Origin of the sequence: Pseudomonas sp. FSL R10-2964 (assembly GCF_009600035.1) — a bacterium.
Classification (GTDB): Bacteria; Pseudomonadota; Gammaproteobacteria; order Pseudomonadales; family Pseudomonadaceae; genus Aquipseudomonas; species Aquipseudomonas bubulae.
Genome location: NZ_WIWH01000013.1, coordinates 91748 through 104884 on the forward strand (window position 1 = coordinate 91748; position 13137 = coordinate 104884).

The following is a 13137-nucleotide window of genomic DNA, read 5'->3' on the forward strand; positions in this document are numbered from 1 at the left end:
CTACAGAATGAAGCTTGGTCTAATGATCGGTACGTTGTGCATTGCATCAATCGGGATGGTCGGTTGTGCGAGCAAAGTCCAGCAACCTGACGAATATTCCGGATTCTTGAAGGATTACAGCCGCCTCAAAGAGGCCAAGTCGCCCTCTGGTGCTGAGGTGATGCGCTGGATTGACCCTAAACTGAAGCCAGGACAGTACACCAGCGTGTATATCGAGCCGACCCAGTTATATCCGGCGCCAAAACCGACAGAAAAGATCCCGCAAAGCACCCTCAATGGTATTACCCAGTATTACGACCAGGCGCTCAAGCGCGAGCTGAGCAAATCATTGCCACTGGCAAGTGCCCCTGGGCCGGGCGTGATTGTGGTGCGTGCAGCCATCACTGCGGTGAGCAGTGAAACCGAAAGCCTGGCACCGTATGAGTACATTCCGGTAGCGCTGGTGGCGGCTGCGGTGAGCACAGCGTCGGGGATCCGCGACCAGGAAACCCAACTGGCCACCGAGGCGGTGTTTATCGACGGGAAAAGCCAGGATGTAGTGGCCCAGGTAGTGCGCAAGGGCACAGGCAAGCCCCTGGCCAATGCCAGCCAGGCGATGAAGGCCGATGATGTGAAAAACGTGATCGATACCTGGGCTTCGGACTTGCATCAGTCGTATTTGAAACTCAACAAGTAAACGTACCCGGTGTAGCCGCCAGACCCGGATATTGCGTAGCAGCTGACGAGCGGAGTGAGGCTGCGTTCGGCGGTGTAGCCGTCGTAGAACCTGAATCCAAGGTTCTACGACCATACCGTGCACCCTGGCATTACGAAGGCCGCACTACGCGCACGCAGCCTTCGGCAGCTGCTACGGAGCTGTTTGGCTAACCACCGGCGTTAGCAAGGGCATTTTCCATTCTCCGCTGGCGACCTCGGGCTTGGGCATGTAAATGCGCAATACACCATAAAACGGTCCGTCAGGTGCTGGCAGCCAGTTGTTTAGCCACTCCCCTGCGGGCGGCTGGTTCTGCACATACAGAGTCAAGCTGCCATCAGCGTTGCGTTTGAGATCTGACAGCATGCGCGAGTTGATCAGGTAGCGATTGATCGGGTTTTCGACCAGCAGTTTGGTTTTGCCGTCATACATCGTCAGCGACCAGAACGCATTGGCGGGCGGCAGTGCATCCTTGTTGAAATGCAGGGTGTAGCGATCCCTGGAGGCGTCGACAGGGTGCTGCTGATTGTCGACGAAGTAACCGATGTAATTGGCCTCCGCGGCCGAGTTGCCGAAAATTCCCATATTGGCGCCCGCATAGCGGTACAGGTAATTGTTGTTCAGGTGTTCGCGGGAGCCGAACAGGTCGCCGCTGGTGATTTTATGGGTGTCTACCTTGTCATGCTTGAATTGTGCGAACTCGGCTTTGCCTGCCGCAATTCCATCCTCCAGTGAAGTGCGCTGCTCAAGGGTCAGTTCATTGAGGTTGAAGGGCTGGCCCGGTTCAATCCCGATTTTCCTGAAACGCTCGCGCAATGCCGCTTCGCTGGGCTGGGGCTGGGCAAACGCGAGCATGAAACTCAGGTACCTGAACAGCTCGGGGCTGTCGCTCATATCGGCAACAGGTGCGGGCCAGTCCACGGCGGGCGCCGCAGCTGGCGTGGGTTTGCCCAGGAACTGGCTCAGGGGCCGGACCTTGTAACCGCTCTGGATGTGCTTGACCTTGGCCAGGTCTTTGTCATCGAACAACTGGGTGCGGTACAGGCCGTAGGCAATGGCACTCTCGCTGGGAATCACGGCGTCGATACCGGCCGGTTTTTCCCCTGTCCAGCCAGGCCCGGCGATCATGTAATTGCCGCCTTTATTGCCTGTGGTGCGGGTGCCCAGGTACGCGAAGTTTTGTGTGTACAGGTCGATCAGTTGCGTCGAGTAGTAGCGGCCATCCTCGATGGCAGGCAGGGTCAGAACCAGCGGCTCTGCACGCAGGTCCATCCACAGGAATGAGTAGGGCGTGTCCGAGTTGGGCGTCACGAATGCGGTATCCCTGGGGGTAAATACCATGGCGGTATTGCCGATTTCATTGAACGGCGCCTTGAAGTTTTTGCCCTGCGTGTCTACGGCCTGGGTGTAGAGGGTCTTGTACATTTCCACCACGGGGAAGCCGTAGAGGTAGGCCTCCCTGGCGATGCTGGCAGCCTCGGTGGGTGAGGCACTGAAATTGATGGCGTCAGCATTGCCTGCCCCCAAGGAGAGGCAGGCAGCGAGCAGACAGGCGGGTGGCTTTATGTGCATGGCAGGTTCCTATTTTCCGAAGGTGACGTTGATTCCGGCAAACAGGGTGAACTGGGGCAGGTCGTCGCCCTTGCGTTCCACGGTCCATTGCGGCTCAACGAAGGCATTGAGGATGTTGCTTCCGGCTTTCCAGGCCTTGCCCACGCCCAGCCCGACGGGGATGTAGTGGGTGTTGTTTTTCAGGTCCCAGGTCCAGGTGCCGGTGGAGCGCAAATACCACCCCTTGGGCAGGTTGTGGATGATAAAGGGCTGGAACGTGGCGCTCTCGACATGCTGGCGGTCGCTGTCCCCGGCAAACGAGCTTTGATACTGCACCAGTGCGCCCAGCAGGCCCCGTGGCGAAGCATCGATGGCAATGGCCGCCAGGCCGGCTTGCCACTTGCCGGTGCCCAGTTCGTCATGCTCGGCAGTGGGTGCGGTTATCTGCGGGCCAATGCCCAATTGCACGCCTTCGGTTTTGAGCAGGAAGATATCGAACAGGTTGAGGTCGCCGATCCCGGTGCTGTAGCCACCGTGCGGGTCTGGACGGGTGCTGACCGGAAGCGTCACGCGCAACAGTTGCGGTACACCGATAACGTCGTTGGGTGCCACGGGCAGGGCGCCGCGCAGCAGGGCGTCATTGGTGTGGATATTGCTGTCGTACACCTGCGGCGTGTAGTAGTCCTGCAGATTGACCCCCGGGGCCAGATTCAGCGGGTTGTTGCTCTTGTTGGCGGTCTCGGCGTTATCTGCCAATGCATCGGCAGCCGGGTACAGGGCCAGGGTGAGCAACAGACTTGAGGCAAGGCGAGTGATGGGCATGCGATCCTGTTCCTTGGGCGCTAGCCATGTACGCTAGCAGTTGGCAGGGTACTGGCGCTTATGTCGGGGCTATTTCCGTCTTTTTTGCGCACCTGGGCACAAAAATACAGCTAATAACTGCGGTGCATGGCGCCTTGTAGGAATCGTCTTTTAGTGCCGCAGAGCATAAGATTTTTTGTTCGATCCATAGGTCAGCCCGGCTGATTCATGTTTAACTTCGGCCTCTTCAACAACCTGTCAAAAAGGACATCGTACATGGCTCAAGTGACGCTTAAAGGCAACCCTGTTCAAGTCAACGGCGAATTGCCTGCAGTAGGTTCCAAGGCACCAGCGTTTTCGCTGGTTGCGGGTGATTTGTCCGATGCAACACTGGCGAGCTTTGCCGGCAAGCGCAAAGTGCTGAACATCTTCCCAAGCGTTGATACGCCAACCTGCGCTACTTCGGTACGCAAATTCAACGCCGAAGCCAACGCTTTGCCGAACACCGTTGTGCTGAACATCTCGGCTGACCTGCCATTCGCCCAGGCCCGCTTTTGCGGCGCTGAAGGCCTGGAAAACGTGCAAAACCTGTCGACCCTGCGCGGCCGCGAGTTTATCGAGAACTACGGCGTGGCAATCGCTGATGGCCCGTTGGCCGGCCTGACTGCCCGTGCGGTGGTGGTGCTGGACGAAAACGACAACGTGCTGCACAGCGAGCTGGTTAAAGAAATCGCTGAAGAGCCAAACTACGAAGCAGCCCTGGCTGTTTTGAAGTAAGTCGTACTGCAAGACCTGAAGCGGCCTGGCACTTAAGTGCCAGGCCGTTTTTTTTGTACGACCTGTTGATCGGTGGGAGCGAGCCTGCTCGCGAAATCTTCAAGCACCATCGTCGGCTGCCTTCGCGAGCAGGCTCGCCCCCACACAGATTCCACAGATTTCGTCGATCTTCATCTCAATGCCATCTCTATAACGTAAATAGCGGGTAAAGAGCCTTTTCATAACGGCCCGCACTGCTTATCGTTCCACCTCCTGAAAATTATCGCTCGCGCTAATGGTTGATCACTCCATGCAATCCTCTGTTTCCCACAAATCCCGTTTCTGGCTGTTTGGCCTGCTGGTCTTGCTGATAGTCCTTGGCCTGTGCTGGTGGCTATGGCCGTCTGCCGCAAAAAAGGCTGCGACCGATCAGCCCGCCGGGCACACCGGTCGCTCGGGCATGATGCGCCCGGGCTTTGGTGGCTCGACCCAGCCCGTGCCGGTGCGGGTGTCGGAAGTAACGCAGGGCGATTTCCCGATTTACTACAAGGCGCTGGGCACAGTGACCGCATTGAACACCATCAATGTGCGCAGCCGTGTAGCAGGGGAACTGGTCAAGGTCTATTTCAAGGAAGGGCAGATGGTCAAGGCAGGCGAACTGCTGGCTGAAATCGACCCGCGCAGTTATCAAAATGCCCTGCTGCAAGCCGAAGGCACGTTGCTGCAGAACCAGGCCCAGCTAAAAAATGCCCAGGTCGATGTGCAGCGCTACCGCGGGCTGTACGCCGAGGACAGTATCGCCAAACAGACCCTGGACACCGCCGAAGCGCTGGTCAGCCAATATCAGGGCACGGTGAAGACCAATCAGGCAGCGGTCAACGATGCCAGGCTGAACCTGGATTTCACCAAGATCCGCGCACCGATCAGCGGCCGTGTGGGCCTGCGCCAGCTGGACGTCGGCAATCTGGTAGCGGCCAACGACGCCACGGCCTTGGTGGTGATCACCCAGACCGAGCCGATTGTGGTCAGTTTCACCTTGCCCGAGACCAACCTGGCGCTGGTGCTTGAGCGTTATCGCAGCGGCGCGAAAATGCCGGTGCAGGCCTGGAACCGTGGCGATACCAAAGAGCTGGCAGTCGGTGTGTTGAGCAGCATCGACAATCAGATTGATATCACCACCGGTACCCTGAAGTTCAAGGCATTGTTCGAGAACCGCGATCAGGCGCTGTTCCCTAACCAGTTTGTCAATGTACGCCTGTTGGCCGACACCCTTAAAAACGTGGTGCTGGCTCCCACTGCAGCGATTCAGTACGGCACCAACGGCTCGTTCGTGTATGCCATGGACGGTGACAACAAGGTCAAGATTCGCAGCATTAAAGTGGGTGCCACCGATGGCGATGTGACCGTGATCGAAGAAGGCCTCAAGCCCGGTGATCGTGTAGTACTCGAAGGTACCGACCGTCTGCGTGATGGTGGCGCGGTGGAAGTGGTCAACGACAGTGCCGAAGTACCGGAAACGGCTGCCGGGCAACTGCTCGATGGCGGTGCCGATACCGATGCCACCCCGGCCGCGCACAACACCAAGTCCAAGGCCCGCGAATGAACCTGTCGCGCCTGTTTATCCTGCGCCCGGTTGCAACCACGCTGTGCATGCTGGCCATCGTGTTGTCCGGGATCATCGCCTATCGCTTGCTGCCGGTATCGGCCTTGCCCCAGGTGGATTACCCGACCATCCGCGTGATGACCCTGTACCCCGGGGCCAGCCCGGATGTGATGACCAGTGCAGTGACGGCACCACTTGAGCGTCAGTTCGGGCAAATGCCGGGGCTTACGCAGATGGCCTCCACCAGTTCCGGTGGTGCTTCGGTACTGACCCTGCGTTTCAATCTCGACATCAATATGGATGTTGCCGAGCAACAGGTGCAGGCTGCGATCAACGCCGCCAGCAACCTGCTGCCCAAGGATTTGCCGGCACCGCCGGTGTACAACAAGGTCAACCCGGCGGATACCCCGGTACTGACCCTGGCCATCAGCTCCAAAACCATGCTGTTGCCCAAGCTCAATGACCTGGTCGATACGCGCATGGCGCAAAAAATTGCCCAGATCAGCGGCGTGGGCATGGTCAGCATCGCTGGCGGGCAACGCCAGGCGGTGCGGATCAAGGTCAACCCTGAAGCGCTGGCTGCCAATGGCCTGAACCTGGCCGATGTGCGCACCCTGATCGGTGCGTCCAACGTCAACCAGCCCAAGGGTAACTTCGACGGCCCTACCCGGGTGTCGATGCTGGACGCCAATGACCAGCTGAAAACCCCGCAAGAATACGCCGAACTGATTCTTGCCTATAACAACGGCGCACCGCTGCGACTCAAGGACGTGGCCGAAATTGTCGACGGCGCCGAGAACGAGCGCCTCGCAGCCTGGGCCAACGAAAACCAGGCGGTGCTGCTCAATATCCAGCGCCAGCCCGGTGCCAACGTGATTGAGGTGGTGGACCGGATCAAGGCACTGCTGCCAAGCATTACCGACAACCTGCCCGCCGGCATCGATGTCACGGTGCTGACCGACCGTACACAAACCATTCGCGCCTCAGTGCGCGATGTGCAGCATGAATTGCTGATCGCCATCGCCCTGGTGGTGATGGTGACCTTCCTGTTTCTGCGCAGGGCCAGCGCCACCCTCATTCCGTCGATTGCCGTACCGCTGTCGCTGGTCGGCACCTTTGGCGTGATGTACCTGGCCGGGTTTTCCATCAACAACCTGACGCTGATGGCCCTGACCATCGCCACCGGCTTTGTGGTCGATGATGCCATCGTCATGCTGGAGAACATCTCGCGCTATATCGAGGAAGGTGACAGCCCGATGCAGGCGGCGCTCAAGGGCGCCAAACAGATCGGCTTCACCCTGATCTCGCTGACCCTGTCGCTGATCGCGGTGTTGATCCCGTTGCTGTTTATGGCCGATGTAGTGGGGCGCCTGTTCCGCGAATTTGCCATCACCCTGGCGGTGGCGATCCTGATCTCACTGGTGGTCTCGCTGACCCTGACCCCGATGATGTGCGCGCGCCTGCTCAAGGCCGAACCCAAGCCTGAAGAGCAGGGGCGTTTCTACCGTGCCAGCGGCGCGTTTATCGACTGGATGATCGCCGAGTACGGGCGCATGTTGCAGTGGGTGCTCAAGCACCAGCCGCTGACCCTGCTGGTGGCCATCGGTACACTGGCCTTGACCGTGTTCCTGTATATGGTGGTGCCCAAGGGCTTTTTCCCGGTGCAGGACACCGGGGTGATCCAGGGCATTTCCGAGGCGCCGCAATCGATTTCGTTCAGTGCCATGAGTCAGCGTCAGCAGGAGCTGGGCAAGATCATTCTGCAAGACCCGGATGTCGAGAGCCTGTCCTCCTATATTGGCGTGGACGGGGATAACCCGACCCTCAACAGCGGTCGCATGCTGATCAACCTCAAGCCCCACAGCGAGCGCAGCGACAGTGCCATCGAGGTGATTGCGCGGCTGCAGCCGCAACTGGACAAACTGTCGGGCATCCGCCTGTTTATGCAGCCGGTGCAGGACCTGACCATCGAAGACCGCGTCAGCCGTACCCAGTACCAGTTCAGCCTGTCATCCCCGGATGCTGACATGCTCAGCACCTGGACGCAGAAACTGGTCACCGCGTTGTCCAATCAGCCTGAACTGGTCGATGTGGCCAGTGACCTGCAGGACAAGGGTCTGCAGGTATACCTGGTGATCGACCGCGATGCGGCATCACGCCTGGGCGTGTCGGTGGCCAATATTACCGATGCCCTGTATGACGCTTTCGGTCAGCGGCAGATTTCGACCATTTACACCCAGGCCAGCCAGTACCGCGTGGTCTTGCAGGCCAAGGACGGCGAGAAAATCGGCCCGCAGGCGCTGGATCAGATCCACGTCAAGACCACCGATGGTGGCCAGGTGCGGCTGTCGAGCCTGGCCCGGGTCGAGGAGCGTCAGGCACAACTGGCCATTTCCCATATCGGCCAGTTCCCTTCGGTAATGGTCTCGTTCAACCTTGCGCCTGGCGTGGCATTGGGCCAGGCCGTGGAACTGATCGATCAGGTGCAGAAGGACATCGGCATGCCGGTGGGGGTCAAGACCGAATTCCAGGGTGCCGCGCAGGCGTTCCAGGCTTCGTTGTCGAGCACTTTGCTGCTGATTCTGGCGGCGGTGGTGACCATGTATATCGTGCTGGGGGTGCTCTATGAGAGCTACATCCACCCGATCACCATTCTCTCCACCCTGCCATCGGCAGCAGTGGGTGCCTTGCTGGCGCTGATCCTCAGCGGCAATGACCTGGGCATGATTGCGATTATCGGCATCATCCTGCTGATCGGTATCGTCAAGAAAAACGCAATCATGATGATCGACTTCGCCCTCGACGCCGAGCGCAATCAGGGCATGGCGCCGGAGCAGGCGATCTATCAGGCGGCACTGTTGCGCTTCCGGCCGATCCTGATGACCACCCTGGCAGCGTTGTTTGGTGCCGTACCGCTGATGCTGGCCACCGGTTCCGGGGCAGAATTGCGCCAGCCCCTGGGTCTGGTGATGGTCGGTGGTTTGCTGGTGAGTCAGGTCTTGACCCTGTTTACTACCCCCGTGATCTATCTGTACTTCGATCGTTTGGGGCGTCGCTGGCGCGGTGATGCGGCCCAGGCTGAGCAGGCGTCGGTATGAACCTGTCCGGCCCGTTTATCAAACGCCCGGTAGCCACCATGCTGCTGAGCCTGGCAATCATGTTGCTGGGCGGGGTGAGCTTTGGTTTGCTGCCCGTGTCGCCGTTGCCGCAAATGGATTTCCCGGTGATCGTGGTGTCGGCCAGTTTGCCCGGGGCCAGCCCCGAGGTGATGGCATCTACCGTGGCCACGCCGCTTGAGCGGGCCTTCGGTGCGATTGCCGGGGTCAATACCATGAGCAGCAATTCAAGCCAGGGCTCGACCCGGGTGATTTTGCAGTTCGATCAGGACCGCGACATCAACGGCGCGGCGCGGGAGGTGCAGGCGGCGATCAACGCCTCGCGCAACCTGCTGCCCAGCGGCATGAAAAGCATGCCCACCTACAAGAAGATCAACCCCTCGCAAGCACCGATCATGGTGTTATCGCTGACCTCCGAGGTGTTGTCCAAGGGCCAGCTCTATGACCTGGCCTCGACCATTCTTTCGCAAAGCCTGTCCCAGGTGCCGGGTGTAGGTGAAGTGCAGATTGGCGGCAGCTCGCTGCCCGCCGTGCGCATCGAGCTGGAACCGCAACTGCTCAACCAGTACGGCGTCTCGCTGGATGACGTGCGCAACACCATTGCCAATGCCAACGTGCGCCGGCCCAAGGGCGCGGTGTCCGATGGCGAGCGCAACTGGCAGATCCAGGCCAACGACCAGTTGGAAAAGGCCAAGGACTACGAACCGCTGATCATCCGTTACCAGGATGGCGCGGCGCTGCGCCTGAGCCATGTGGCCAAGGTCAAGGACAGTGTTGAAGACCGTTACAACAGCGGTTTTTTCAATAACGATGCGGCGGTGCTGCTGGTGGTCAACCGCCAGGCCGGAGCCAATATCATCGAGACCGTGAACGCGATCAAGGCCCAGTTGCCGGCCTTGCAGGCGGTGCTGCCGGCAAGCGTGCAGCTGAACCTGGCCATGGACCGTTCACCGGTGATCAAGGCTACGCTGCACGAGGCCGAAATGAACCTGCTGATCGCCGTGGCGCTGGTGATTCTGGTGGTGTTCCTGTTCCTCGGCAATTTCCGCGCTTCGCTGATTCCGACGCTGGCGGTGCCGGTGTCGTTGGTGGGCACTTTTGCCATCATGTACCTCTACGGCTTCTCGCTGAACAACCTGTCGCTGATGGCGCTGATTTTGGCCACCGGGCTGGTGGTGGACGACGCTATCGTGGTGCTGGAGAACATCTCGCGGCATATCGACGCCGGTGTGGCGCCCATGAAAGCGGCCATGCTGGGCGCCAAGGAAGTCGGTTTTACCCTGCTCTCGATGAACGTGTCACTGGTGGCAGTGTTCCTCTCGATCCTGTTTATGGGCGGGATTGTCGAGAGCTTGTTCCGCGAGTTTTCCATCACCCTGGCCGCTTCGATCGTGGTGTCGCTGGTGGTGTCCCTGACCCTCACGCCCATGCTTTGCGCACGCTGGCTAAAACCCCATGTGCCGGGCACGGAAAACGCCATGCAGCGCTGGAGCATCCGCCTTAACCAGCGCATGGTCAGCGGCTATGCACGCAGCCTGGACTGGGTGCTGCGGCACAAGCGCCTGACATTGCTCAGCCTGCTGGTGACCATTGGGGTCAACGTGGCGCTGTATGTGGTGGTGCCGAAAACCTTTATGCCGCAACAGGACACCGGGCAATTGATCGGTTTTGTGCGTGGCGACGACGGCCTGTCGTTCAGCGTGATGCAGCCGAAAATGGAAATCTTCCGCAAGGCTGTGCTGGCCGATCCTGCGGTAGAGAGCGTCGCCGGTTTTATTGGCGGCAATGGCGGCACCAACAACGCCTTTATGATCGTGCGTCTCAAGCCGATCTCGGAACGCAAGGTGTCGGCGCAAAAGGTCATCGAACGGCTGCGCGAGAGCATGCCCAAAGTGCCCGGCGGCCGCCTGATGCTGATGGCTGACCAGGACCTGCAGTTTGGCGGTGGGCGTGACCAGACCAGCTCGCAGTACTCCTACATCCTGCAAAGCGGCGATCTGGGCGAGTTGCGCACCTGGTATCCAAAAGTGGTGGCCGCGTTCAAGGCATTGCCTGAGCTGACCGCTATCGATGCCCGTGAAGGCCGCGGTGCCCAGCAGGTGACCCTGGTGGTTGATCGCGACCAGGCCAAGCGCCTGGGGGTGGATATGGACATGGTCACTGCCGTGCTCAATAACGCCTACAGCCAGCGGCAGATTTCCACTATCTACGACAGCCTGAACCAGTATCAGGTGGTGATGGAGGTCAACCCCAAGTACGCCCAGGACCCCGAAACCCTGAATCAGGTGCAGGTGATAACCGCCGATGGCCAGCGTATTCCGCTGTCGGCCATTGCCCACTATGAGAACAGCCTGCAGAACGACCGGGTATCCCACGAGGGCCAGTTCGCCTCGGAGAGCATTGCGTTCGACCTGGCCCCCGGTGTCACCCTGGAGCAGGGTACGGCAGCCATTGAACGGGCGGTGGCCAAGCTCGGTCTGCCGGAAGAAGTGATCGTGAAAATGGCCGGTACGGGCGATGCCTTTGCCGCCACGCAAAAAAGCCAGCCGTTCATGATTCTTGGCGCCTTGGTAGCGGTGTACCTGGTACTGGGGATTCTCTATGAGAGTTACATCCACCCGTTGACCATTCTGTCGACCTTGCCGTCTGCCGGTGTTGGTGCGTTGTTGAGCATTTACCTCACGGGCGGGGAGTTCAGCCTGATTTCACTGCTGGGGCTGTTCCTGTTGATTGGTGTGGTAAAGAAAAACGCGATTTTGATGATCGATCTTGCCCTGCAACTGGAACGTCATTCGGGCCTCGACCCGCAAGCGTCGATCCGCAGTGCCTGCCTGCAACGTTTAAGGCCGATCCTGATGACCACCCTGGCGGCCATTCTCGGTGCCCTGCCACTGATGCTGAGCAGCGCCGAAGGCGCGGAAATGCGCCAGCCCCTGGGCCTGACCATTATCGGCGGGCTGATCTTCAGCCAGATTCTGACCCTTTACACCACGCCTGTGGTTTACCTCTATCTCGACCGCCTGCGCCATCGCTTCAACAAATGGCGCGGCGTGCGCACTGATGCTGCTCTGGAAACTCCGCTATGACCTCTCGTTCGTTTTTCCTTGCCCCGGCGTTGTCCGTTGCGCTGCTTAGCGGCTGTGCCATCGGCCCGGACTACCAGCGCCCGCAAACGGCGGCGCCCCTTGAGTACAAGCAGGCAGCCGGCTGGACCCAGGCCAATCCGAGCGACTCACTGGCCCGAGGTGCCTGGTGGGAGCTGTATGGCGACCCGCAGCTCAATGCGCTGGTCGACAAACTCAACAGTGCCAACCAGAGCGTTGCGCAGTCTGAAGCCCAGTTCCGTCAGGCCCAGGCCTTGGTGCGCAGTGCGCGCGGGGCGTTCCTGCCCAGCGCCGACCTTAGCGTGGGCAAGACCCGGTCCAGCCAGGGCACCGGCAGCTCAAACTCCAGCCTGACCAGCTCCAGCAGCGGCATACGGGACACCTTGAATGCCCAGGTCGGGGTGAGCTGGGAGGCCGACGTATGGGGCAAGTTGCGCCGTGGCCTGGAAGCCAACGAGGCGAGTGCCGAGGCCAGCCTGGCCGACCTCGCGGCGATGCGCCTGAGCCAGCAGTCGGAGCTGGTGCAGAACTACCTGAAATTGCGGGTGATCGATGAGCAGAAGCGTTTGCTCGAAGCCACGGTCGAGGCCTATCAACGTTCACTGAAAATGAGCGAAAACCAGTACCGTGCGGGAATTTCCGGCAAGGATGCGGTGGCTCAGGCGCAAACCCAGTTGCGCAATACCCAGGCCAGCCTGATCGACCTGATCTGGCAGCGGGCGCAATTTGAAAACGCAATAGCGGTGCTCACCGGTCAAGCACCAGCAGGGTTCAACCTGGCGGAAATTAAAAACGTACCCAAGTTGCCGCAGATCCCGGTCAGCCTGCCGTCGCAACTGCTGGAGCGGCGTCCTGACATCGCTTCGGCGGAGCGCTCGGTGATTGCTGCCAACGCCAACATTGGCGTAGCCAAGGCGGCTTACTACCCCGATTTCAGTTTGAGCCTGTCGGGTGGCTACAGCAGCAGTCAGTATCAGGACTGGATCAGCGTGCCCAACCGCTTCTGGTCGGTGGGGCCGAAAATCTCCCTGCCGTTGTTCGATGGTGGCCAGCGCTCGGCAGAAGTCGATCGCAATGAAGCCGTGTATGACCAGACGGTGGCCAAGTATCGCCAGACCGTGCTCGACGGTCTGCGGGAAGTGGAAAACTACATGGTGCAGTTGAAGGTCCTGGGCGATGAGTCGGTGGTACAGGAGCAGGCACTGGAGTCGGCCCGCGAGTCGTTGCGCCTGACCAGTAACCAGTACAAGGCGGGCTTGATTGCTTACCTGGACGTGGTTTCGGTGCAAACAACAGCCCTGAGCACCGAACGCAGCGTACTTAACTTGCTGCAGAGCCGTCTGATTGCCAGTGTGCAACTGATTGCGGCGCTGGGTGGCGGCTGGGATGGCAATACCGAGTTGAGCGACTGACGCAGACCCCTCACCCCAGCTTGATCCGCTTTTGCTCTTGGTTCCCTCTCCCTCTGGGAGAGGGCCAGGGTGAGGGGCTTTTGATCCGGCTCAATACGGC

At 59.7% G+C, this 13137-nt stretch carries 8 protein-coding genes; 6 read left to right on the plus strand and 2 right to left on the minus strand.

Annotated elements, in window-relative coordinates; all coding sequences use genetic code 11:
* Positions 1-7 precede the first annotated feature (7 nt).
* Positions 8-676: a DUF3313 domain-containing protein gene (locus GHN92_RS09550; RefSeq protein WP_095018852.1), complete on the plus strand. Its 669-nt coding sequence runs from the start codon at positions 8-10 to the stop codon at positions 674-676.
* A 171-nt stretch (positions 677-847) separates the two neighbouring features.
* Here GHN92_RS09550 and GHN92_RS09555 read toward each other — a convergent pair whose 3' ends face one another.
* Together GHN92_RS09555 and GHN92_RS09560 are read right to left on the minus strand one after the other, a co-directional pair.
* Entirely contained in the window at positions 848-2266 is a 1419-nt protein-coding gene (locus GHN92_RS09555; protein ID WP_153379953.1) for a DUF1254 domain-containing protein, read from the minus strand.
* 9 nt (positions 2267-2275) lie between these two features.
* Positions 2276-3067, minus strand: a complete 792-nt coding sequence (locus GHN92_RS09560; protein ID WP_095002390.1) for a hypothetical protein — start codon at positions 3065-3067, stop codon at positions 2276-2278.
* A gap of 255 nt (positions 3068-3322) precedes the next feature.
* Here GHN92_RS09560 and tpx point away from each other — a divergent pair, with 255 nt between their 5' ends.
* From tpx to GHN92_RS09585, 5 genes are all read left to right on the plus strand, one after another.
* Positions 3323-3823: a thiol peroxidase gene (gene tpx, locus GHN92_RS09565; protein WP_095002391.1), complete on the plus strand. Its 501-nt coding sequence runs from the start codon at positions 3323-3325 to the stop codon at positions 3821-3823.
* 274 nt (positions 3824-4097) lie between these two features.
* Positions 4098-5405 carry an MdtA/MuxA family multidrug efflux RND transporter periplasmic adaptor subunit gene (locus GHN92_RS09570; protein ID WP_095024286.1) on the plus strand — a complete coding sequence of 436 codons (1308 nt, stop codon included), beginning with the start codon at positions 4098-4100 and terminating at the stop codon, positions 5403-5405.
* Positions 5402-8503, plus strand: coding sequence for an MdtB/MuxB family multidrug efflux RND transporter permease subunit (locus GHN92_RS09575; protein ID WP_095018855.1), 3102 nt, complete (start codon positions 5402-5404; stop codon positions 8501-8503). The genes GHN92_RS09570 and GHN92_RS09575 overlap by 4 nt, the downstream gene beginning before the upstream one ends.
* On the plus strand, positions 8500-11607 hold the full coding sequence (locus GHN92_RS09580) for an efflux RND transporter permease subunit (RefSeq protein ID WP_153379955.1): 3108 nt from the start codon (positions 8500-8502) through the stop codon (positions 11605-11607). Before GHN92_RS09575 ends, GHN92_RS09580 begins: the two co-directional genes overlap by 4 nt.
* Positions 11604-13037, plus strand: coding sequence for an efflux transporter outer membrane subunit (locus GHN92_RS09585; RefSeq protein WP_153379957.1), 1434 nt, complete (start codon positions 11604-11606; stop codon positions 13035-13037). The genes GHN92_RS09580 and GHN92_RS09585 overlap by 4 nt, the downstream gene beginning before the upstream one ends.
* Positions 13038-13137: the final 100 nt, after the last annotated feature.